Origin of the sequence: Frankia tisae (assembly GCF_025403405.1) — a bacterium.
GTDB classification, from domain to species: Bacteria; Actinomycetota; Actinomycetes; order Frankiales; family Frankiaceae; genus Frankia; species Frankia tisai.
Map to the genome: position 1 here is coordinate 1 of NZ_JANEZT010000079.1, position 20095 is coordinate 20095.

Genomic DNA, 20095 nt, shown 5'->3' on the forward strand with positions numbered 1-20095 from the left:
GGTGGGTGGGCACGGTCAACAACACGTCGACGGCCTGCGAAACGCGCAGCTCTGCCGCTCGGCGTCAGGACAGGAGACACAGGTTCGCCGCCTCCCGGGGCGCCGATTCATCCCGTGGTCAGCTCGCCGGCCAGCGGGCCGGCGCCACGACGGAGGCGAAGGGTGCGCCGCCGCACTCCCGCGACATGAGCCGCGTGAGCGTCCTCCCGGCGACGGCGTCCCTTGCCCTTTCTCGGGCCATGGGTCTGGGCGAGGGCCAGCAGGTGACGGTAGTCCGACCGGCCGGTGTGTACCGATTTACGACGGTACCGACGTCCACCTTCCGGCATACCCGTCTACGCCTGGAAAGGTATCCCGTGAGGTGCCGGAATCACTGCGGGATTCGAGGGCGGCGAGAACGGCGACCATGTCGGCAGCGGCGAGACCGTGCGCCAGGGTCTCGCGGTACAGGGCATGGCAGACGTCCGTCAGCGGTGACGCGACACCGCTGGCCCGGGCCGTCTGGGTGATCAGCTGGAGGACCGCCAGCACATCGAGGATGCCGGCCTGCACGGTGAAGTCACGCTCGACGAGCTTCGGCAGCTTCGCCCGGGAGACGTCGCTGGCCATCGGGCCCGCGCCCAGCACCCGGCCGAGCACGCCGAGGTCGACGTCGTTGCGCCCGGCGAAGTGCACCGCCTCCGCGAGCCCCGTCACCAGCGTGGTCAGGAACAGGTTGACAGCAAGCTTCGTCGACATCGCCCGGGGAACGGGCCCGCAGTTCTCCAGGTCATGGCACATCGGGACGAGCAGCGGTCGCACGGCGGCGACGTCGGCCGGGTTGCCGGCGAGCATGGCCACGAGCCGGCCTGCCTCGGCGGGCCCGCGCGACCCGGACACCGGCGCCTCGACGAACCGGCCGCCCGCCGCGCGGACGTCGGCGTCGAGGGCCAGCGAGTAGGCCGGCGAGGTCGTTCCCATCTGGACGAGTGTGCGGCCCCGCAGCCGGGCCGGGAAGGTCGGGCCGCCGCGGTCGAGCACCGCGTCGATCGCCTCGGGGCCGGTGAGCATGACGATCACGACGCGGCAACACGCGAACACCTCGGCGGCCTCCTCGGCGGCCCCGGCTCCGGCCGCCACCAGGGGCCCGGCGCGGCCGGGCGTGCGGTTCCACACCAGCAGCGGCAATCCGGCCGCGACGAGGTTCGCCGCCATCGGCTGCCCCATCGTGCCGAGCCCGACGAAGCCGACCGGTCCCGCGTCCTGCGTCACCGCCCCATGGTGAACCAGGCGGACGCCGGGAGCGCGGTGGACGGCCGCAGTGCCCGCCCAGCGCCTGTTTCCTCCCGGCGTGGCCCCTCGGCTTTCTCCCGGCGTGTTTCCTTCCGGCGTGGCCCCTCGGCGCCCGTCAGGCCTTCCGGCCGACCCCGCCGTAGTTGCTGACCTCGAGGTCGGTCAGGCCCGTCGCGGTGCCGTCGGGACGCCAACGGTGCACGACCTGCACGCCCGGCTCGACCAGCTCCAAACCATCGAAGAAGCGCGCGACCTGCGCGCGGGTACGCGGCTGGAGGGGGATTCCGCGGCTGCGGTAGGTCTCGGCGACCTGCTCCCACCCCGAGTCCTCGTCGGCGGTGACATGCGAGAGTGCCAGGTAGCTGCCGGCGGGGAGCGCGTCGACGAGGCTACGCACGATGCCGTAGGGGTCGTCGGAGTCAGGAATGAAGTGAAAGAGCGCGATGAGGGACAGCGCGATCGGCTTCGTCACGTCGAGGGTGTCGCGCAGCTCGGGGGCGGTCAGAATGCCCGCGACGTTGCGGGCGTCGACGTCGAGATAGGCGGTGGCGCCCTGCGTGGTGCCGGTGAGCAGCGCGCGGGCATGCGTGAGGACGATCGGGTCGTTGTCCGCATACACCACACGCGCGTCGGGCGCGATCTCCTGGGCGATCTCGTGCAGGTTCGGCGAGGTGGGGATGCCGGTGCCGATGTCGAGGAACTGCCGGATCCCGACCTCGCCGGCCAGGAAACGGACCGTCCGGGCCAGGAACGCCCGGTTCTCCCGCGCGACGGTCCTCAGGTTCGGGAACGCGACCAGTGACTGCTCGGCCGCCTCCCGGTCAGCGGGAAAGTTGTCCTTCCCACCGAGGAAGTAGTCGTACATCCGAGCCGAATGTGGCTGATCGGTCTTGAGATCGACCGTCTGGTGCTCCTCCACAAGACTCTGCCACCACCGCCGGTCCGTCAGGTCCTGCGCTTCTTCTCCCGCCACCGCGACCACCCCCTCAACCAAGACGACTCCGTCGAATCACCCTAACCGTCCCGGCTCTCACACTCCGACGCGGGCGGTCCGGGAAACCCTCTCGCCTCCCATGCCTCCCATGCCTCCCGCGAGGCGAGGGACTAGCGTCACCACTGACCGCCGCACCCGGCTCGTCCCACCCCACTCGGATTGGATCACGGCGCATGCAGCATGTGTCACTGGCCGGACTGGACGTCTCCCGTCTCGGTCTCGGCGCGATGGGGATGTCGGCGTACTACGCCGGCGCCGGTGCGGACGACACCGAGTCGATCCGGACGATCCACCGGGCGCTGGACCTCGGCGTCACCTTCCTGGACACCGCGGAGATCTACGGCCCGTACCGCAACGAGGAGCTCGTCGGCCGAGCGATCGCCGGGCGCCGCGACGAGGTGGTGCTGGCCACCAAGTTCGGGCTGATCTCGCACCGCGGCGACGACCGGCCCGGCCTGGACAGCTCGCCGGCGAGCCTGCGGGCCGCGCTCGAGGGGTCGCTGCGCCGCCTCGGGGTGGAGCACGTCGACCTCTACTACCAGCACCGAGTGGACCCGGACACGCCGATCGAGGACACCGTCGGGGCGCTCGGTGAGCTGGTCACCGAAGGCAAGATCCGCCATATCGGCCTGTCCGAGGCCGGCGTCGAGACGATCCGGCGGGCGCATGCGACCCATCCGATCACGGCCCTGCAGACCGAGTACTCGCTGTGGTCGCGGGAGCCGGAGGCGGAGCTCCTGCCGCTGCTGCGCGAGCTCGGCATCGGCTTCGTCCCCTACTCCCCACTCGGCCGCGGCTTCCTGACCGGCCAGATCCGCTCGGCGGACCAGCTCGAGGCCAGCGACTTCCGCGGTGGCAATCCCCGGTTCGCCGCCGAGGCGCTCGCCCAGAACCTGCGGATCGTCGCCGAGGTGGAGGCCGTCGCCGGCGAGCTCGGGGCGACCCCGGCGCAGGTGGCGCTGGCCTGGCTGCTCGCCAAGGGCGACGACCTCGCGCCGATCCCGGGCACCAAGCGGGTCAGCCGGCTGGAGGAGAACGTGGGCGCGGACGCACTCGTCCTCGCCCCCGACCAGCTCACCCGGCTCGACGCGATCGAGCCGCCGGTCGGCGACCGCTACGCCGACATGACCACCATCAACCGCTGACCAGTCCGCTCAACGGGTGGGGCCGAGCCGGTCAGCGGGTGGGGCCGAGCCGGTGGGCCAGCCGGTCCCGGAGCGCGGTGAGGGCGGCGATGCGTTCCTCCAGCGCGCTCAGCCGTCGGGCGCCCACGGCGAGCGCATCGGAACAGGCGGGCCTGGCTTCGAACTGCTCCGGCAGCGCATGGTCGAGCAGCGGGAGCAGGGAACGGACGTCGTCCACGGTGAACCCGCTGACGAGCAGGTGCCGGATGTTGTCGACGGTGGTGACGGCGGCGTCGCCGTACACGCGGTAGCCCGCGCGGGTGCGGCTCGACCGCAGCAGGCCCTGCTCCTCGTAGTACCGCAACGCGCGCGGGGTGGTACCGGCCGCACGCGCCAGCTCGCCGATCTGCATCCGCCCGCCTCACTCCGCACACTCGACGGCTGACCGATGTTCGCATTATGGCTCGCACGGCCGGGCCGGAGGCGATCACCGAGATGCCGGAGGGGATCACCGAGATGATTGTGTTCCCACGGACAACGGATCGTTGATCTCAGTCTCCGGCACCATCCTTCCCCGGTCGGAGCGCGTCGAGTGCCGTACGCAGGATCGGCTCGCGGTAGCCGGCATCTCCTGAGAGCCTGACAGGTAGGCCAGCACCGGTGCAAACGACGCAGGCCCGCGGTCCGGCCACGACGCGCCGAACAGCTCGTTGAGACCGGCGTCCGTCAGATCGGGACGCACCACCAGCACTACACCGTCAACCTGGGACGGATCACCGGGCGCCATGCACGGCAGCCTGCCACGCGGCTGAACGTCGTGGGTCAGCCACTCGCGGAAGACCCCCGCACCAGCACCAGCTGGGGGATCATGTTGCCATGTCAGTTGGTGGCAACACGGCATACGACGATCGCGCGAGGCTGCCTGATCTGGTCGCCGCGGCGGTGGACCTTGCCCGGGAGTGTGGTTTTGATAACTCCTGCGCTCCGGAGCAGGGCTGGTTGCTGTCGGTTCTCGCAAGGGGCTGGACCGGTGGCCTTGTGGGAGAGACAGGAACGGGCTGCGGTGTTGGACTGGCCTGGATGGTCGACGCGGCCGGTCCGGACACATCTTTTGTGAGTATTGAACTGGACGCGGAGCGGGCCGCCGCGTCGGCGGACTTCTTCGATGGTCACCGCAACGTCCGCATCGTTCATGGAGACTGGCACGGATTACGAGATTACGGCCCGTTCGATCTGCTGGTCCTGGACGGTGGAGGTAAAGGCAAGGACCTCAGCGTGGACTCACCTCTTGATCCTGCCGATGGTTGGCTCAAGCCGGGAGGGACGGTCGCGCTCGACGACTTCGTCCCGGCCGGTCAGCCTGGTGCGTCGGAGCACGACGCTGCTCGTAACCACTGGCTGAACCATCCGCTCCTCCAGGGCACGGAAATCCGACTTTCCCCGTCTCTGGCCACGCTCGTGGCGATGCGCCGTCAATGAGGATGGCGAAGGGGTCGAGGGCTCACTGCGCCAACAAGATCCGCTCCTTCGGAGCGTCAAAGGTACCGCCTCCCGGATCGTCGAGGCTCCATGGGCAGGAGGGCAGCGGGCCAGGCTCCGCCGCGCGGTCACGGCGCCTCCCAGCGCGCCATGACGCCGGCGACCCGTCAAATGCCGCCAAGCTCGACGCCGCCGACGGGATCGACCTACCTGGCGACGTGCTCGACCGCAGCGACCAGATCGTCCCCCCGGCGGTCACGATCAGCGTCGCAGACAACATGTGCGACTTCGGCACGACGGCGCCAGCCGCCGAATTCCGTCGCCGACAGGACAACCCCGGCTGGGCCCGACCGGCTGCCTCCCGACCACCACCGGAACGCCAGAGGTCTCACTCGTCCAGAGGCGCCAGGCCGGTCTTGTGATCAGGCTGCCCATCGACCCGGACGAGGACCCGGCCGGTGAACTCGCCGCGCAACAGGTCGACGAAGGCACGCGGCGCGTTCTCGATCCCGGCCACGACGGTCTCGTCGAGTCGCAGCCGACCGGCGGCAAGCCAGCGGCCGATCTCCTGTTCGGCCTCGGCGCGGCGGTCCGCGAAGTCGGCGGTGCGCAGGCCCCGCAGGGTGAGCCGGTTGGTGACGGCGTAACCCAGGTCCGGCGTCGTCTCCTCGCCGCTGGCATGGGCGCGCCGCGGACCGTTCTGGCGATCGAGCAGCCCACACAGCACCGCCCGGCCGTGCGGGCGCAACAGGCGGACGGCGGCGGCGAGCTGCGCGCCGCCGGTGTTGTCGAAGTAGACGTCGATGCCGTCCGGGGCGAGAGCGCGCAGCCGCTCCAGGACGGGGCCGTCCCGGTAGTCGAAGGCCGCGTCGAAGCCGAGCGTCCCGGTCAGGTGTGCGACCTTGGCCGGTGATCCGGCGCTGCCGATGACCCGCCCGGCGCCGCGCAGCCGCGCGATCTGACCGGCGAGGCCGCCGACCGCCCCGGCCGCGCCGGAGACGAAGACGGTGTCGCCGGGGCGCAGCTCGGCCACCGCGACCAGACCGGCCCAGGCGGTCAGCAGTGGAGCCAGATACGCGGTCGGGCTCGGGAGGACGGTGGTGTCGACCCGCCGCAGCGCCGCCGCGTCGGCGACGGCGAACTCCCGCCAGCCAAGCTGGTGGCAGACCTCGTCGCCGACGGCGAAGCCGGGGTCGGTGCTGGCGACGACCTCCCCGAGCGCCGCCCCCGGCACGACGTCACCGAGGGGGAGGCGGGGCAGCGGCAGGCCGACGGCGCCGAGGAACAGTCGGGCGGCGGCGTCGAGGGCGAACAGGCGGGTGCGGACGACGACCTGGCCGGGCCGCGCGGCCGGCACCGCGGCCAGCTCCACCCGGAAGTCCTCCGGGGTCGGAAGCCCGGCCGGATGCGCGGCGAGGCGCACCTGCCGACCGGAGGCCGGGACGGACGCCGGCAGGGTCGGCGTCGACGAGGTGGGCGAAGACGCAGCGGACGAGGAGGCAGTGGGTGAGGAGGCACTCATGCCGCCGACGGTAGAAGCTGCCGTAGGCGTAAAGGTCAAGCCCGCCACGCGGGAGAACTGCCCTCGTCGGTCCTCACCGCTCCGCCTGTAGAAAGCGAGAGTCCGGGTCGCGTGCGGCGACCATGAACACGGGGTTTCATCGGAGGCGAGGCTTCGGCGGCTTCGTCCCAGCCCAGTTCCCACCGGAGGGAGATCGGATATGACGGTTCCGACGGAGGATGCCGCCGCTGGTCTGGGCGCGGAATTACCCGACCGGCACGGGCACGACGGCCAACCGCCTGGCGATCCCCTGACCGGCGAACACCGCCGGTTCCTTGCCGCGCACACGCGTGGCTTCCTGATCACGACCCGTGCGGACGGCGGGCCGATCGGCTACCCGATGACCGTCCGCTGGTGCGACGGGACGCTGGAGTTCAACACCTACCGCAGGAGTGCGAAGGTCGCCCACCTGCGGCGCGACGGCAGGGTGTGCGTGGTCGTGGTGCCCCGTGACCGGGCCGCCGATCGGCGGGTGCTCAGCGTCTGGGGCCGCGTGCAGCCCGGCGAGGGAAGCATCGAGAACTGGATGCGCGACGGCGAGGATCCGACGCCGGGCCCGTCCACACCGCCCCGCGTCGCAACACCCCACGTCCTGACACCCCACGTCCTGACACCCCATGTCGTGACACCCCATGTCGTGACGCCGCCCCACGTCGTCAGCAGGGTCCGGGAGAGACTGCTCGACGGCAGGCGGATCATCATCCGGGTGACCCCGCTCACCGCCCTGTTCACCCACGGCCCGGAAGGAGTGGGCGATGCCGGCTGAGCGCCGCCGGCGGATCGCGATGGGCGCCGAGCAGCTCACGGCATTCCTCGACGGCTCCGCGGAGATGGTCGTCGCCTACGTGAACGCGGACGGTTGGCCCGTCGGCACCCTGGCCGGCGCCGATCGGCACGGGGAGGAGATCACGGTCGAGTTCACCGATCCGACGGGGACCGCCGCCAGGGTCGGCCTTGGCGACGCGGTGTGCTGCGTCGCCGAGGAGGGGACCAGATACGACGAGATCAGGGGCGCGATCGTGCGCGGCGAGGTGACCGCGGCCGCGACGGCGGACGGCCGGCACCGGTGGACCGTCCGGGAGCGGCACACCAGCAGCTTCGATTTCGCGGCCCTGGCCGACCCGGAATCCAGCGGACCCGTCAGCCCACGCGAACCCTGACGATGTCACCGACATGGTGACGGACGCCGAGGGTGGCCCCGGACGGCGGACAGCGGACAGCGGACAGCGGACAGCGGACAGCGGACAGCGCGAGCACGGCGCATCGCCCATCTGCGGGCGTACTATGCTTGCCGTCACAAAGCGCGCCTCGCCCGACCGGCCAGGCGATCGTCCGGGGGGCGCCGACATGACCGGAAAAGATGGTGCCGTCGGCAGAATTGTCGGAAGCCGGTATCGGATACTCGACCGTCTCGGCGCCGGCGGAATGGGCACCGTGTGGCGCGCCCGCGACGAGACGCTGAAAGTGGACGTCGCGTTGAAGGAGGTTCGTCTCCCGGCCGACGTCTCTGCCCGGGAGCGTGCGGAGCGGGTCGCGCGTGCACGCCGCGAGGCGGAGCACGCGGCTCGGTTGCGGAGCCATCCGGGGATCGTGACCGTCCACGATGTCCTCGACGACGAAGGCCTGCCGTGGATCGTCATGGAGCTGATCACCCAGTCCGAGTCGCTCCTCGACCGGTTGCGCGCTCGGCAGCTGTCCGTCGACGAGGTCGCCCGGATCGGCGCCGACGCGGCCGACGCGCTCGCCTTCGCCCACGATCGCGGGGTCGCGCACCGCGACATCAAGCCGTCCAACATCCTGCTCACCCAGGACGGACGGGTCCTGCTCACCGACTTCGGCATCGCCTCGCACCACGACGACAGCACGCTCACCGCCACCGGAGTCGTCGGCACCCTGGCCTATATTGCCCCGGAACGCTTCGGCGACGGGCCACCGGACCTCCGTAGCGACGTGTTCTCGCTCGGGGTCACTCTCTACCAGGCGGTCGAGGGCGCTCTTCCCTTCGGCGGCGAGAACACCGCCGCGATGCTCGCCGGCATACTTTTCGAGCCGCCACGCCCCGGCCTGCGAGTCGGTCCACTCGGCGGTGTCCTGTGGGCAATGCTGGCCAAGGCCCCCGCCGAAAGACCCGACGCGCGAACCGCGGCGACGCTGCTCCGCCAGGCCGGTCGCCCCATGACCATCACCGCGTCGACGCGGCGCCCCGCGCCGCACACGCCGCACACGCCGGTGTCGCCGCAGCTGCCGGTGTCGCCGCAGCTGCCACCGGCCGCCCCGCCGGGCGGCATCGCGCACCCGCCGGCGCAGCGGGAACCCGGTCCCGCCGTGGGCCGTCGCCTGGTGCCCTGGCTGGCGGTTCCCGTCGGTGTCGCCATTGTCCTTACGCTGCTGCTTCCGCGGCTTCACCGCACGGGAAAGGACGACCCCGACACCGATGCCGGCTCGGCCTCCCGCCCCATCGGTTCGCCGAGCCAGGGAACAGCGCCGACCAACACTCCCACACCGACCACGGACTCGGGCCCGAAACCGCCCGTTCCAGGAACCTACGCCATCAATCGGGACTTCACCGGTGACGGTTCCTGGCGGGTGACCCTGACGTCCATAAGCGTCAGAAACAACGGCACGATGCAGGCATTGATTCGTTACCAGAAGCTGGCGAACCAGTCTTCACTCGTGTGCCCGAGCGTGCCTTCGAGCAATACCGCGAGTCTTGTCCTGGCCGACGGTACGCGGGTGCCACTCATCGCCGATTACTGCTCTCAGCACCTCGGCGAAACGCAGTGCGCATCGTTTCCCTGCACCCACGTGAGCTGGGGGGACTTCCCTGTCCCGCCGGACCGTAGGGCCTCCTTCTCCCTCGCCTGGTACTCCTGGGGCAGCGTGACCGACATACGTCTCGACTCTCCTCGCTGACACGTGCCGCATCAGCCCTGACCGGCCCGGACGATGTCCCCGTCGTGGTGGTGGCACTCGTGCAGCGCGCTGCGGGCCACCAGGGCGACGTCGACGACCCGGCCGTCGAGGTCGATCGCCCGGCGCGCCAGGTCCTCGTCGAGTTGTGCCATCGTCTCGCGCAGGCGGGCGACCCGGCGTTCGAACTGGCCGAGGAGATCGTCCAGGTCACCGTGGCGGTAGCCCGCCGCCGCCACCGATGCGTCGGGGTCAACGGCCGGGATCACCGGGGTCTGCTCGGCGGTGGCCCGTTCGATCAGCCACCGGTGAAAGGCCATCGATTCGCGCAGGTGCCCGAGGTACTCGATCGGCGACCAGATACTCGGCGCCGGGCGGTGCCGCACGACATCCGCGGGCAGGGCCCGCAGGTGCTCGGCGATTCTCCCGGTCACCAGGCCGAGATCGGCGGCGACCTGCCCGACCCCGACGGCGGACGCGTCGAAGTCGCACTCGCTGCACACCTGCTCCACCGTCAGCTCCTCCTGATCCCCATCTAACCGATCTCCGCCTGACCTGCGCCCACCTGCGCCGACCTCCGTCTACCGGCGCCTCAGGAGACCGTAGCCGTGCGGCCCAGTTCCATGCAGGTCTCCGCGGCGAGGCGGAACAGGCGCTCGCGGATGGACAGTGCCTGCTGCCAGTCCCGCGACGCCCAGACCGGTCCGGCCAACGAGTCGCCGGCGTAGAGGAGCTGCGCGAACCGCACCCCGCGGAACCGGGCGACCGCGAAGAAGGCGGCAGCCTCCATCTCCACCGTGAGGCAGCCCTCCGCGCGCCGCGCCTCGACCTTGGCCGGCGTCTCCCGGTAGATCGCGTCGGTCGTCCAGGTCCTGCCGCGGACGAACGGCACCCCGTGCCGGGCCAGCACCGCCTCGGCTGCCGCCACCCCGGCGGGATCGGCGCTCACCTCGCGGCTGGGTGGCTGGTAGTGGAACGAAGTTCCCTCGTCGCGGACGGCCCGGTCGGGGACGATGACCTGCCCGAGCACGAGGGAGTCGACCAGCGATCCCGCCCCGCCGCAGGCCACCAGCGTCCGGGCGCCGAGCACGATGGCCTCCTCCATGAAGCCGGCGCACAGCGGTGCGCCGATGCCCGGCTGGAACACGGCGATCGGCGTCCCCTCCAGGATCACCTCGTAGACGGGATGCCGGCCGTGCTCGCCGACCAGTTCGGTCAGCACCCGGGCCTGGTGGGTCTCCACCAGGGCGTCCACGACCTCCCGGAAGAAACACATCACCGCGAGTTCCGGCAGCCGGATACCCGTCTTCTCGTAGCCCCGGCCCGCGAACGGCCGGACCATGCCCACCGGCGAGGGATCGAACTCGACCAACGGAATCGACGAAGAATCTGGAATCTCCACCCGGATCATTCTGGCCGCTCGCATCTCGCCGGTCCGGTCGTCTCAGGGCTCGCGAGGAACGGCTGAGGCGGCCGCTCGGCACGTGAACTGGCTCGGGTCTGCCCCCGCCTTGGCGAGCAGCGCGTAGAGGTGTTGCTGGTCGTCCGGGGAGAGGCGGGCGAGCGGGGAGCCCACGGTGAACGCCTGCACGAGCCGCGCGCGCACCTCGACGCCTCGACGGGTCAAGGTGATGATCTTCTGGCGGCGATCCGTAGGTGCCGGTCGCCGCTGGATCAGGCCGCGCTGTTCCAGCCGGTCCGTGAGGAACGTGACGGTGGACGGGTCACAGTTCAGCGTTGCCGCCAGCGCGCGCATCGAGGGCGGCGGCCCGTCAGGATCCAGCCGCCACAGCGCGCCGGCGAGCGCCTCGGTGAGATCGAGTTCCTTCACCAGGTCCGCGGCGTGCTCGCCGGTCGCGGCCGCGAGGGTGACGACCTGCTTGACGACGGCGTGGATCAGCGAGTCGTCGGAAGGCCCGTCAACGTCGCCCACCTCTCGACGATACCTGGAGCCTCCAAAACTTGACGACTCCAAGCATCTTCCCCGATGCTTGGAATCTCAAACCATTCCCCTGATGGAGGGAACAGGCATGCATCCGGCGGTCTTCGGCGGCACCGGACACACCGGGCGGCACGTGCTTGACCAGGCGTTGGCGCAGGGCCACACGGTCACCGCGCTCGCCCGCGACCCCCGCGGTCTCCCCGCCCACGAACGCCTGCGACCGGTGGCCGGTGACGTCCGCGACGCGGACGTCGTGAAGCAGGTCATCGCCGGCAGCGACGCCGTGCTCAGCGCGCTGGGCCAGCGCAGATGGGGCAGCACGGTCTGCACGGACGGGATGCGCACCATCCTGCCGGCGATGCAGGCCCACGGCGTGGCACGCCTGATCGCCTTCAGCGGCTACGGCGTGGCCGACAGCCGCCACCGCAACCTCTATGTCGCCATCGCCCGGGACGACTACGCCTGCCGCGCCGTCGCCATCACCTCGTAGCCGGCCAGCAGGATGGCCGGGGATCGTGAGGAATCCACCGCACCCCCAGTGATGGCCTGTCACGGGTACGCCGATGCTCCGACTAATGACGATGTGCATTCTCGGGGCGTCGATCTGCGTGCGACGTAGGCTTTGGGCGGAGGTGGTGACCGATGGCGACCGCGCGGTCTCGGAGCGGCGGCTCGGGTGGGCCGGGCGGCTCGGGCAGGGCGCGCAGCCTGCGGGGGCAGGGGGAGCAGCTTCGCCGGGAGATCCTGGCCGCGGTGAACCGCCTGCTGGTGGAATGGGGCAGTGCCGAAAAGCTGACGATGCGCGCGGTCGCCAACGAGGTCGGGGTCTCAGCGCCTAGCATTTACCTGCATTTCCCCGACAAGGCGGCACTGGTCTGGGCGGCGTTGGCAGACAAGTACGACGACCTGGTCGCGGGCATGGCGCGGGCGGATACGGCCAGCGACGGCCCCGATGCCCGCGAGCCGCTGCGGGCGCAGACGCATGCCTACTGCCGGTTCGCGCTGAGCAACCCCGGGCACTACCGGCTCATGTTCGAGGTGCCGCAGCCGACGGTCGAGGTCGCGAGGATCAGCGCGCACCCGGCTCACGGCGTCTCGGCCAGTTTCCGCGCCGGTTTCCGGCGCTGCCAGAAAACCGGGTATGCGCTGTCCCTGCCGGTGGAACAGGCGGCGCAGACCCTGTGGGCGGGGCTGCACGGCATGGTGACGCTCCACCACAGCCTCTTCCCCGACGAGTCGACGGAGAACCTGACGCTGCAACTAGCCGACGGCCTGCTCGACTCCCTCGTCGCGAACACGCCGGGTACATCGCCACCCTTCCGGTCCGCTCCCCCGGAAACCGCCGCCTCGCGCCACCTCAGGGCTATCCTGGCCGGAAATGCGGACCGGCCCGGCGACGGAGATTCATCGACCGAAATTCTTGGCGCGCATGAATAGGCCGTAATTTCCACCGGCGAATCCCAGAACGACATCGACATGGACGTAGCGGCACAGAATGGTCGGTGTCCGACCGAAGAGTAGATGTCGCGCTTAGTTCGGCGCGATTTGCCTATCCCGATGGCCATGGGTACAGTCTGACTTAACTTAGTTAGGTGACCGGGGTCGACAGGTGACCGAGACCACGAAATCTGCCAGTCCCCCGGTCGGCACAGCCCCCCGGAAGGGGCTCGCCCGGAGGTTTCTCATGAAGATTTCCGTTGATGTCGACAAGTGCTGCGGCGCGGGCCAGTGCGTGCTCGCCGCCCCCGACGTCTTCGACCAGCGCGACGACGACGGCATCGTGATCCTGCTCGACGCCAACCCGCCGGCAGACCAGTACGACAACGTGCGCAAGGCTGCCGCGGCCTGCCCGGCGGCCGCCATCGAGGTGCAGGAGTGACCGCCCCGGCCCCGTCCCGGGTCACCGTCGTCGGCGCCTCGGCCGCCGGCCTGAGCGTCGCGGAGGGACTGCGGCGCGACGGCTACACCGGGCGGCTGACGCTCATCGGCGACGAACCCCACCTTCCCTACGACCGGCCCCCGCTGTCCAAGCAGCTGCTGTCCGGCGCGTGGGACGCCGACCGCCTGCGGTTGCGCAGCGCCGAGGCGCTCGACGCGCTCGACGTCGAGCTGCGGTTGGGCATCGCGGCCGTCGCCCTGGACACCGGGGCACGCGAGGTCGTCCTGGCCGACGGCGACCGGATCGGCCACGACGCGCTCGTCGTGGCCACCGGGGTCGCCGCCCGTCGACTGCCGGGCACCGACGGCGTCGCCGGCGTGCACGTCCTGCGCACGCTGGAGGACGCGCTCGGGCTGCGCGAGGAGCTGCGGCCCGGACGCCGGCTGGTGATCGTCGGCGCTGGTTTCGTCGGCGCCGAGGCGGCCGCCGTCGCCCGGCAACTGGGTACCGAGGTCACCATGGTGACGGATGCGGCAGTGCCGCTGGCCGACGCGCTCGGCCCCGACCTGGGCGCCATGCTCTCCCAGGTCCACGCCGAGCACGGGGTGCGGATCGTCCCCGGTGTCCTGGTCGACGCCGTCCTGGTCGACGCCGTCCTGACCGAGGGCGGGCGGGCCACCGGGGTGCGGCTGGCCGACGGCCGGACCATCGAGGCCGACGCCGTGCTGGTCGGCATCGGCGCCCGCCCCAACATCGGCTGGCTCGCCACGAGCGGCGTCCCCATCGGGGACGGGGTGGAGTGCGACGCCACCCTCTACGCCGGTTCGGGCGTGTGGGCGGCGGGCGACGTCGCCTCGTGGCTGCACCCGCGCACCGGTCAGCGCACCCGCATCGAGCACCGTACGAACGCCACCGAGCAGGGCCTGGCCGTCGCCCGTAACATTCTCGCCGGGCCGGAGAATGCGACCCCCTTCGACCCCGTTCCTTATGTCTGGTCCGACCAGTACGACCTGAAAATCCAGATCTACGGTCAGCTCCGGGGCTGCGATCGGGTACGGATCGTCAAGGGCAGTCTCGCCGAACGCAGACTGACGGCCCTTCACGGCCGGGACGGCCGGGTCTGCGGCGTCGTCGGCGTCAACATGCCCCGCGCCACGCGCGAATACCGCCCGCTGGTCGCCGAGCAGGCCGCATGGCCGAGCGCGGTCGACCTTGATCCAGCCCCCGGCGCAGGTCCCGCCCGCGGCGCAGGTCCGGCCCCCAGCGCACGCCAGGCCCCCAGCGCAGGTCCGGCCCCGGCTCCCAGCGGAAGGAACGCATGATGTCGGAGACGAAAACGCTGCGGGCCGGCGTGGTGGGCCTGGGGATCATCGGCGGCGGGGTCGCCGTCAGCATGGCCCGGCGCGGCCGGGTTCCCGCGGTTCACGACGTCCGGCCGGGCGCGTCGGCGGGCCTGCCCGGCGTCGGCGACCCGCTGGGCTCCCCCGCCGAGGTGGCGAGGAGCAGCGACGTCGTGATGGTCGCCGTCGTCACCGCCGACCAGGCACGCGACGTCATCGGCGGCGAGAACGGGCTGCTGGCGGGCGCTCACCCGGGGCTGACGGTCGTCCTGCTGTCCACCGTCGCGCTGCCGGTCGTGCACGAGCTGGCGGCGCTGTGCGCCGGGCACGAGGTGGGCTTCCTGGACTGCGGCGTGACCCCCGGCGACCGGGCCGCCGACCACGGCATGGTCGCGATCGTCGGCGGGGACCAGGCCACCGTGGACGCCGCGCGGCCCGTGCTGGACGACTGGGCCAGGAGGGTCGTGCACTGCGGCCCGCTCGGCGCCGGCATGGCCACCAAGATCGCCCGCAACGTCGTCACCTACGGCAGTTGGCGTGCCGTGTTCGAGGCGACCGCACTGGCCCGCGCCGCGGGCGTGGACCCTGCCCGGCTCGCCGAGGTCATCGACACCGCCGACCCCGAGGGCCACACCCTGCTTGCCCTGCTGCGGCTGCGCGGCTGCGGCGACACGCTGCCCGAAGCGGCCGGGCAGAAGATCCAACCGTTGATGACCAAGGACCTCGATGCCGCCCGCGACCTCGCGGCCGCCCTGGCCGTCGACGTCCCCCTGGTCGAGGTGGCCCGGACCCGCGCCGATCAGACCCTCGACCTGGACGACCGGGAGTCGACCACTCCCGCCGGTGCCGACGCCGGCGGCCACGACGACGACCTGCACCGGTATGGCCTGGAAATGATGGACCGCGTCTACGGCCCCGGCTTCAGCACCGCCCTGCGGGGCGAGGGCGGGGGCGAGAGCACCCCCTTCATCGATGAGACGGTGGACTACCTGTTCGCCCAGGTCTGGGCCCGGCCCGGCCTGTCCGTGCGCGACCGCCGGCTGCTCACCCTCGGCGTCGCGGCCACCGTCGGCCGCCCCGAACTCGTCCAGATCATCGCCACCGGCGGGCTGGTCAACGACGAGCTCACCCCCGACCAGCTCCGCGAGGCCGTCCTGCACCTGGCCGTCTACACCGGCTGGTGCAAGGCCACCGCCGCCCACGCCGGCGTCACCGCCGCCGTCGAGGCCCACACCGCGAAGGAGCAGAGATGACGACGCAGCACCTCATCGACCAGCCCGTCGCCCGCGACCGGGCCCACCCCCTCGACCCGCCCGCGCAGTACACCGAGCTGCGCGAGAACCAGCCCGTCGTCAGGGCCCGCTTTCCCAACGGCTCGACCGGCTGGCTGGTCACCCGCTTCGAGGAGGGCAGCCAGGTCTTCAGCGATCCCCGCCTGAGCGCGAAGCGCCGCCGCCACGACAACCCCGAGGGCGAGGAGGCCGAGACCGGGGACGATGCGCCGTTCGACGCGGGCTTCGTGATGATGGACGAGCCCGACCACGGCGCCTACCGGCGGCTGCTCACCGCCCGCTTCACCCCGAAGGCCGTGCAGACCAGGCTCCAGCCCTACCTGGACAGGATCGTCGAGGAGCATCTCGACGCCATCGCCGCCGGACCCGAGACCTTCGACTTCGTCCAGGCCATGTCGCTGCCCATCCCGTGCCTGGTGATCTGCGAACTGCTCGGCGTCCCCTACGCCGACCGCGACGGTTTCCACCACGCCACCGAGACGATGATGGACATGGCCGTCAGCCGCGCCGAGCGCGACGCCGGGGCCCACTGGCTGGTCGACTACATCACCGCGCTGGTCGCGGACAAGCGCCGCACCGGCGACACCGAGGGCATCCTCGCCGAACTGATCGGCAAGGCGGACGCCGAGGGGTCGATCCTGACCGAACACCAGCTCGTCGGTCTCGGCGTGCTGCTGCTGTTCGCCGGCCACGACACCACGGCCGCCATGATGGGCCTGTCCACGCTCACCCTGCTCACCCATCCCGAGCAGCGCCGGGACCTTACCGAGCACCCGGAGAAGATCGGTACCGCGGTCGAGGAGCTCATGCGCTACCTGACCATCGTCCAGTTCGGCCTCGGCAGGGTCGCCGAGGAGGACCTGGAGCTCGGCGGTGCCCGCATCGGCAAGGGTGAGCTGGTCGTGGTCGCCATGAACGCCGCCAACCGCGACCCTCGCGTGTTCGGGGACCCCGACGCCCTCGACCTCGACCGCACCATGGTCCGCCACCTGGGCTTCGGCTACGGCGTCCACGCCTGCCTCGGCCAGAACGTCGCCCGCGCCGAGCTGAGGACCGTCCTGCCCGCGCTTTTCCGGCGTTTCCCCGACCTGCGTCTCGCCACCCCGCTGGACGAGGTCCCGATGGACTTCACCGGCACCAACTACGGCGTCCGCAAACTCATGGTAACCCGCTAAAACCGGGTCGCCCTTTAAGAATGGCGTGTAAGTTGTTCGACGGTCGGGTATGCCGACTGGCACGCCGGCACGTATTCGAGGGCGTCGGAGGTGTGCCATGCGAGGACTGTCAAGATTCAGGGCTCTGGTCCTGATTGCCGGGACCGGAGCATCACTGGCCATCATTCCGCTGGCCCCAGCCGGTGCCGGCACGATCAACAATCCGCTGACGGTTGCCGGAACCGTCAAATGCAAGTTCGGCTCCGCCGAATCACTGAAGATTACCGGCGGCGGGGAGTCACACGGCGCGTCCGTGGGCACGGGTGGACGGTTCTCGGTGGTCTTCGGAAACCCGCAGCTCCCCGGCCCCGCGACGGCCGAGGTGCGCTGCGACGTCGCCGGCACCAGGACCTTCCGAAGCACGACCTTCCCCCTGTATCGACCGACGGTCGGGCAGACCCTCGTCGTGAGCCTCGTAGCCTGACCAGCCGGGCAGACGGATGGTGCGCCCGCGTGAGGGCGCACCATCTACAAAATCAGGCTGTGCTGCCCTTGCGTAGTTTCCCGAGCAGAGCGACATCGTGTCCGCCCGCCCCCCTGCAGCGCCATGCCGGCCATTCGGTTTCCTCCCACTCCGAATCCGATTCGGGCAGGTGCAGGCCGCGGCGATGAAGAGGACACTCGGGCCAGTAGAACATGAACAGTTCCATGATAAAATCCTGCGCGCTTCCCACGATCGACAGGACTGTGCGGGGCAGGTCCAGCCCGCCCACGTAGGGCGGTGGATCTCCGCCGCCGCGGAACGGTTCGCCGTCGAACCCGAGGAGGAGCTGCGGTTCGCCGTCGTCCTCGAAGCGCCCCGTCCAGTGGAGCGTGAGACGACCGACCTCGGCCCCGGTTCGATCCAGATCTCGCTGCACAATTGCCAGAGCCTGCTCGGTACGAGCGACGAGATCGGCTTCAAACCGATCGCGCGAACTTTCCCAGGACACGATCTCGCCCCATGGATCCCCGCCTGAATCGAGGTCGCAGCCCGCCTCTGTCAGCACCACCGGCAGTAGGCGGAGCGCCTCGAGATCGTCGCGGACACCGAGACCGGCAAGCTCCCTCAGCACGGGGCCGTCGAACCCGGCCGCCAATGCCTCCGCCGCGAGATGCGGCACGCTGACATGCACTTTACCGGTGAGCTGCAAGTCGTACCAGGCAGCCTCAAGCTCGTCCACCCACCAAGTATGCCGATCGGCCGTATACTCGTCCACGTTAATGTCCGTTTATGTCAACGCGCGTTATGTCAACGCGCGCGGCGCGACGACGCACCCACCGCTCGCGGACTGCCACCGCCGGGGGACTGCCACCGCTGGGGGGAGGAAAGGAAGGCGTCAATGAGTGGACATCAGCCATGAGTAACACCATCACCGCAGCGGGCGGCCGGGTAGCCGCCTCCTCCGAACCCGACGCGAAGCACGGGCGGGTTCTCGCCATCATCTCCCTATCGGACTGCTCGGCTTCGCGGTCGCGTCCATCATCGGCGGCGCCTCGGTCAAGCAGGGCATGCTCTAGCACCGGCCTGGTCGCCGGGCTCATGCGAGCGATTCCCGCCAAAGGCGGTCATGACCGCGGCGTTCCTGATCTGCGCCATCGGACTGCCGTGGATGAGTCGCATCGGCGTGCACACGCCCTACGTCTCGCACATCCTCGACCCTGAGATCATAATCGCCATCGGCCTGGCCGGCGTGCTCGCACCCACCACCAACCTGAATATTCGACCCCGGCAGGACGACCGACCATGTCGACCTTCGGCAGACAGTCATTTCGACAGATAGTAAGGAGATCGTACTCATGCCCAGGCCGAGCCTGCGACCGCAGATCGCGGCTGCCGCGATGGAGCCGTTGACCAAGGGTTTGGGGGAGGTATGAGCGGTCGGGACTGGAACGAACAGAACCGGCTGGTCATCGAGGAGTTCCGAGCCAACGCAGGGAAGGTCGGCGGCTATTTCGCCGACAAGCCGCTCCTGCTGTTGACAACAACGGGGGCGAGGACCGGAGCGTCACGCACCAACCCGCTCGGCTATCTCGCCGACGGCGACCGCTACGTGGTTTTCGCCTCCGTCGTCGGGGAGCCGACCAATCCCGCCTGGTATCACAACCTGCTCGCCAACCCGGACGCCACCGTCGAGGTGGGCACCGAGGTCCTTCCCGCCACGGCGGTCGTCGCCACCGGGGACGACCGCGCTCGTCTCTACGAGCGGTACGCCGCCCACCACCCTCAGTGGGCCACCTATCAGACCAGGACAACACGCCAGATCCCGGTGATCATGCTGGTCCGCCGTCGTACACGGGATCCAGGCAGGTGGTAGGACTGAAACGGTAAGCGGTTTACGCCAAGGTTCGGGCGCGTCGGTCGCACGCCGAGGGACCGGACGTCCGTGGGGGTGCGATGACCACAGGCACGAACCGGACGTCCACGAACCGGACGTCATGGCCGAGGACCGGGATCGAGCCGACCGCGACCGCCGTCGTCTGCGTTGAGTGCCAGCGCGGGGTGATCGGAGACGATTCGATCCTCCCCGCGCTGAACACGGTTTCGGGTGCACTCGTCGACGGGCTGCGCCGGCTCCTGCCGGCCGCCCGCGCCGCCGGCGCGACCGTGGTCCACGCGACGTTCCACGGGACGGCCGGGGCGCACGATCCCGGCAGCGCCCCGCTGTGGCGGGCGATCGCCGGGCCGACGGCCGGCTGGTCGGCCGGCCATCCCGACACCGAGGTCCTGCCCGAGCTGCTGTCCCCGGCAGACCTGATCATTCCCCGCCGCCACGGGTTGTCCCCGACCTGGCGGACCGCACTGCTGCCGGTCCTGCGCGGCCGCGGGGTGCGCACGATCGTGCTCGCGGGCGTCTCGGTCAACGTCGCGCTCCTGCTCGCGGCGGGCGAAGCCGCCCAGGAGGGGTTCGGGGTCGTGGTGCCGCGCGACGCCGTGACCGGAACCCCGGCCGACTATCCCGCCGCCGTCCTGCGCCATTCGTTCGGACTGCTGGCGACGGTGACGACGGTGGCGGACCTGACCGCCCACTGGCAGGACACCGCGTCCCCGGCGATCCGGAAAGGCTGAACCCACGGTGCCCGACTTACCCGCGCATCCCGACTTACC

The 20095-nt window shown here is 70.7% G+C and carries 23 protein-coding genes; 15 read left to right on the forward strand and 8 right to left on the reverse strand.

Annotated features, from left to right (window positions below):
- Positions 1–297 precede the first annotated feature (297 nt).
- Together NBZ85_RS10200 and NBZ85_RS10205 are read right to left on the reverse strand one after the other, a co-directional pair.
- Entirely contained in the window at positions 298–1251 is a 954-nt protein-coding gene (locus NBZ85_RS10200; RefSeq protein WP_261558805.1) for an NAD(P)-dependent oxidoreductase, read from the reverse strand.
- 136 nt (positions 1252–1387) lie between these two features.
- Positions 1388–2266, reverse strand: a complete 879-nt coding sequence (locus NBZ85_RS10205) for an SAM-dependent methyltransferase (protein ID WP_261558804.1) — start codon at positions 2264–2266, stop codon at positions 1388–1390.
- Between the two features lie 173 nt (positions 2267–2439).
- Between NBZ85_RS10205 and NBZ85_RS10210 the strand changes: the two genes are divergently transcribed.
- Entirely contained in the window at positions 2440–3411 is a 972-nt protein-coding gene (locus NBZ85_RS10210; protein ID WP_261558803.1) for an aldo/keto reductase, read from the forward strand.
- A 31-nt stretch (positions 3412–3442) separates the two neighbouring features.
- Here NBZ85_RS10210 and NBZ85_RS10215 read toward each other — a convergent pair whose 3' ends face one another.
- Positions 3443–3802, reverse strand: a complete 360-nt coding sequence (locus NBZ85_RS10215; protein WP_261558802.1) for a MerR family transcriptional regulator — start codon at positions 3800–3802, stop codon at positions 3443–3445.
- A gap of 464 nt (positions 3803–4266) precedes the next feature.
- Between NBZ85_RS10215 and NBZ85_RS10220 the strand changes: the two genes are divergently transcribed.
- On the forward strand, positions 4267–4869 hold the full coding sequence (locus tag NBZ85_RS10220; protein WP_261558801.1) for an O-methyltransferase: 603 nt from the start codon (positions 4267–4269) through the stop codon (positions 4867–4869).
- A 388-nt stretch (positions 4870–5257) separates the two neighbouring features.
- Here the strand turns inward: NBZ85_RS10220 and NBZ85_RS10225 are convergent, their stop codons facing one another.
- Positions 5258–6391 (reverse strand): NADP-dependent oxidoreductase, encoded by a 1134-nt coding sequence (locus tag NBZ85_RS10225; RefSeq protein WP_261561856.1) that lies wholly within the window; start codon positions 6389–6391, stop codon positions 5258–5260.
- A gap of 199 nt (positions 6392–6590) precedes the next feature.
- Here NBZ85_RS10225 and NBZ85_RS10230 point away from each other — a divergent pair, with 199 nt between their 5' ends.
- The 3 genes from NBZ85_RS10230 to NBZ85_RS10240 all read left to right on the forward strand — a co-directional run bounded on the left by NBZ85_RS10230 (position 6591) and on the right by NBZ85_RS10240 (position 9343).
- The gene (locus tag NBZ85_RS10230; protein ID WP_261561857.1) at positions 6591–7196 is read left to right on the forward strand and encodes a pyridoxamine 5'-phosphate oxidase family protein; all 606 of its coding nucleotides are present in this window, start codon (positions 6591–6593) and stop codon (positions 7194–7196) included.
- Positions 7186–7590 carry a hypothetical protein gene (locus NBZ85_RS10235; protein WP_261558798.1) on the forward strand — a complete coding sequence of 135 codons (405 nt, stop codon included), beginning with the start codon at positions 7186–7188 and terminating at the stop codon, positions 7588–7590. The genes NBZ85_RS10230 and NBZ85_RS10235 overlap by 11 nt, the downstream gene beginning before the upstream one ends.
- Before the next feature lie 187 nt (positions 7591–7777).
- Complete coding sequence (locus tag NBZ85_RS10240; RefSeq protein ID WP_261561858.1) at positions 7778–9343, forward strand: serine/threonine-protein kinase; 1566 nt, start codon at positions 7778–7780, stop codon at positions 9341–9343.
- Positions 9344–9354: 11 nt separating this feature from the next.
- On the opposite strand, the gene NBZ85_RS10245 is transcribed toward NBZ85_RS10240, so the two are convergent.
- The 3 genes from NBZ85_RS10245 to NBZ85_RS10255 all read right to left on the reverse strand — a co-directional run bounded on the left by NBZ85_RS10245 (position 9355) and on the right by NBZ85_RS10255 (position 11273).
- The gene (locus NBZ85_RS10245; RefSeq protein WP_261560580.1) at positions 9355–9852 is read right to left on the reverse strand and encodes a DinB family protein; all 498 of its coding nucleotides are present in this window, start codon (positions 9850–9852) and stop codon (positions 9355–9357) included.
- Positions 9853–9932: 80 nt separating this feature from the next.
- Positions 9933–10742: a nucleoside phosphorylase gene (locus NBZ85_RS10250; RefSeq protein WP_261560579.1), complete on the reverse strand. Its 810-nt coding sequence runs from the start codon at positions 10740–10742 to the stop codon at positions 9933–9935.
- Between the two features lie 42 nt (positions 10743–10784).
- Positions 10785–11273, reverse strand: a complete 489-nt coding sequence (locus NBZ85_RS10255; protein WP_261560578.1) for a MarR family winged helix-turn-helix transcriptional regulator — start codon at positions 11271–11273, stop codon at positions 10785–10787.
- Between the two features lie 97 nt (positions 11274–11370).
- On the opposite strand from NBZ85_RS10255, the gene NBZ85_RS10260 reads away from it, so the two are divergent.
- From NBZ85_RS10260 to NBZ85_RS10290, 7 genes are all read left to right on the forward strand, one after another.
- The gene (locus tag NBZ85_RS10260; RefSeq protein WP_261560577.1) at positions 11371–11772 is read left to right on the forward strand and encodes an NAD(P)-dependent oxidoreductase; all 402 of its coding nucleotides are present in this window, start codon (positions 11371–11373) and stop codon (positions 11770–11772) included.
- A 152-nt stretch (positions 11773–11924) separates the two neighbouring features.
- A complete protein-coding gene (locus NBZ85_RS10265) occupies positions 11925–12719 on the forward strand; it encodes a TetR/AcrR family transcriptional regulator (RefSeq protein WP_261561859.1) in 795 nt (264 codons plus the stop codon).
- 247 nt (positions 12720–12966) lie between these two features.
- The gene (locus NBZ85_RS10270) at positions 12967–13161 is read left to right on the forward strand and encodes a ferredoxin (RefSeq protein WP_261560401.1); all 195 of its coding nucleotides are present in this window, start codon (positions 12967–12969) and stop codon (positions 13159–13161) included.
- On the forward strand, positions 13158–14483 hold the full coding sequence (locus tag NBZ85_RS10275; RefSeq protein ID WP_261560402.1) for an NAD(P)/FAD-dependent oxidoreductase: 1326 nt from the start codon (positions 13158–13160) through the stop codon (positions 14481–14483). The genes NBZ85_RS10270 and NBZ85_RS10275 overlap by 4 nt, the downstream gene beginning before the upstream one ends.
- The gene (locus tag NBZ85_RS10280) at positions 14483–15754 is read left to right on the forward strand and encodes an NAD(P)-binding domain-containing protein (protein WP_261560403.1); all 1272 of its coding nucleotides are present in this window, start codon (positions 14483–14485) and stop codon (positions 15752–15754) included. The genes NBZ85_RS10275 and NBZ85_RS10280 overlap by 1 nt, the downstream gene beginning before the upstream one ends.
- Positions 15751–16968: a cytochrome P450 gene (locus NBZ85_RS10285; RefSeq protein WP_261561860.1), complete on the forward strand. Its 1218-nt coding sequence runs from the start codon at positions 15751–15753 to the stop codon at positions 16966–16968. Before NBZ85_RS10280 ends, NBZ85_RS10285 begins: the two co-directional genes overlap by 4 nt.
- Positions 16969–17065: 97 nt before the next feature.
- Complete coding sequence (locus NBZ85_RS10290) at positions 17066–17431, forward strand: hypothetical protein (protein WP_261560247.1); 366 nt, start codon at positions 17066–17068, stop codon at positions 17429–17431.
- Positions 17432–17483: 52 nt separating this feature from the next.
- Here NBZ85_RS10290 and NBZ85_RS10295 read toward each other — a convergent pair whose 3' ends face one another.
- Positions 17484–18206 (reverse strand): hypothetical protein, encoded by a 723-nt coding sequence (locus tag NBZ85_RS10295; RefSeq protein WP_261560249.1) that lies wholly within the window; start codon positions 18204–18206, stop codon positions 17484–17486.
- Between the two features lie 351 nt (positions 18207–18557).
- Between NBZ85_RS10295 and NBZ85_RS10300 the strand changes: the two genes are divergently transcribed.
- The 3 genes from NBZ85_RS10300 (at position 18558) to NBZ85_RS10310 (ending at position 20056) form a co-directional block, all read left to right on the forward strand.
- Entirely contained in the window at positions 18558–18770 is a 213-nt protein-coding gene (locus NBZ85_RS10300; protein WP_261560251.1) for a hypothetical protein, read from the forward strand.
- 90 nt (positions 18771–18860) lie between these two features.
- Positions 18861–19304: a nitroreductase family deazaflavin-dependent oxidoreductase gene (locus tag NBZ85_RS10305; protein WP_261560253.1), complete on the forward strand. Its 444-nt coding sequence runs from the start codon at positions 18861–18863 to the stop codon at positions 19302–19304.
- A gap of 80 nt (positions 19305–19384) precedes the next feature.
- Positions 19385–20056 carry an isochorismatase family protein gene (locus NBZ85_RS10310; protein WP_261560254.1) on the forward strand — a complete coding sequence of 224 codons (672 nt, stop codon included), beginning with the start codon at positions 19385–19387 and terminating at the stop codon, positions 20054–20056.
- The last annotated feature ends 39 nt before the right edge of the window (positions 20057–20095 follow it).

Coding starts and splice junctions, on each gene's coding strand:
- NBZ85_RS10300 (WP_261560251.1), top strand. CDS start 18,558: ATGACCGCGGCGTTCCTGATCTGCGCCATCGGACTGCCGTGGATGAGT.
- NBZ85_RS10230 (WP_261561857.1), top strand. CDS start 6,591: ATGACGGTTCCGACGGAGGATGCCGCCGCTGGTCTGGGCGCGGAATTA.
- NBZ85_RS10310 (WP_261560254.1), top strand. CDS start 19,385: ATGACCACAGGCACGAACCGGACGTCCACGAACCGGACGTCATGGCCG.
- NBZ85_RS10235 (WP_261558798.1), top strand. CDS start 7,186: ATGCCGGCTGAGCGCCGCCGGCGGATCGCGATGGGCGCCGAGCAGCTC.
- NBZ85_RS10225 (WP_261561856.1), bottom strand. CDS start 6,391: ATGAGTGCCTCCTCACCCACTGCCTCCTCGTCCGCTGCGTCTTCGCCC.
- NBZ85_RS10270 (WP_261560401.1), top strand. CDS start 12,967: ATGAAGATTTCCGTTGATGTCGACAAGTGCTGCGGCGCGGGCCAGTGC.
- NBZ85_RS10215 (WP_261558802.1), bottom strand. CDS start 3,802: ATGCAGATCGGCGAGCTGGCGCGTGCGGCCGGTACCACCCCGCGCGCG.
- NBZ85_RS10285 (WP_261561860.1), top strand. CDS start 15,751: ATGACGACGCAGCACCTCATCGACCAGCCCGTCGCCCGCGACCGGGCC.
- NBZ85_RS10290 (WP_261560247.1), top strand. CDS start 17,066: ATGCGAGGACTGTCAAGATTCAGGGCTCTGGTCCTGATTGCCGGGACC.
- NBZ85_RS10265 (WP_261561859.1), top strand. CDS start 11,925: ATGGCGACCGCGCGGTCTCGGAGCGGCGGCTCGGGTGGGCCGGGCGGC.
- NBZ85_RS10240 (WP_261561858.1), top strand. CDS start 7,778: ATGACCGGAAAAGATGGTGCCGTCGGCAGAATTGTCGGAAGCCGGTAT.
- NBZ85_RS10210 (WP_261558803.1), top strand. CDS start 2,440: ATGCAGCATGTGTCACTGGCCGGACTGGACGTCTCCCGTCTCGGTCTC.
- NBZ85_RS10220 (WP_261558801.1), top strand. CDS start 4,267: ATGTCAGTTGGTGGCAACACGGCATACGACGATCGCGCGAGGCTGCCT.
- NBZ85_RS10280 (WP_261560403.1), top strand. CDS start 14,483: ATGTCGGAGACGAAAACGCTGCGGGCCGGCGTGGTGGGCCTGGGGATC.
- NBZ85_RS10260 (WP_261560577.1), top strand. CDS start 11,371: ATGCATCCGGCGGTCTTCGGCGGCACCGGACACACCGGGCGGCACGTG.
- NBZ85_RS10305 (WP_261560253.1), top strand. CDS start 18,861: ATGAGCGGTCGGGACTGGAACGAACAGAACCGGCTGGTCATCGAGGAG.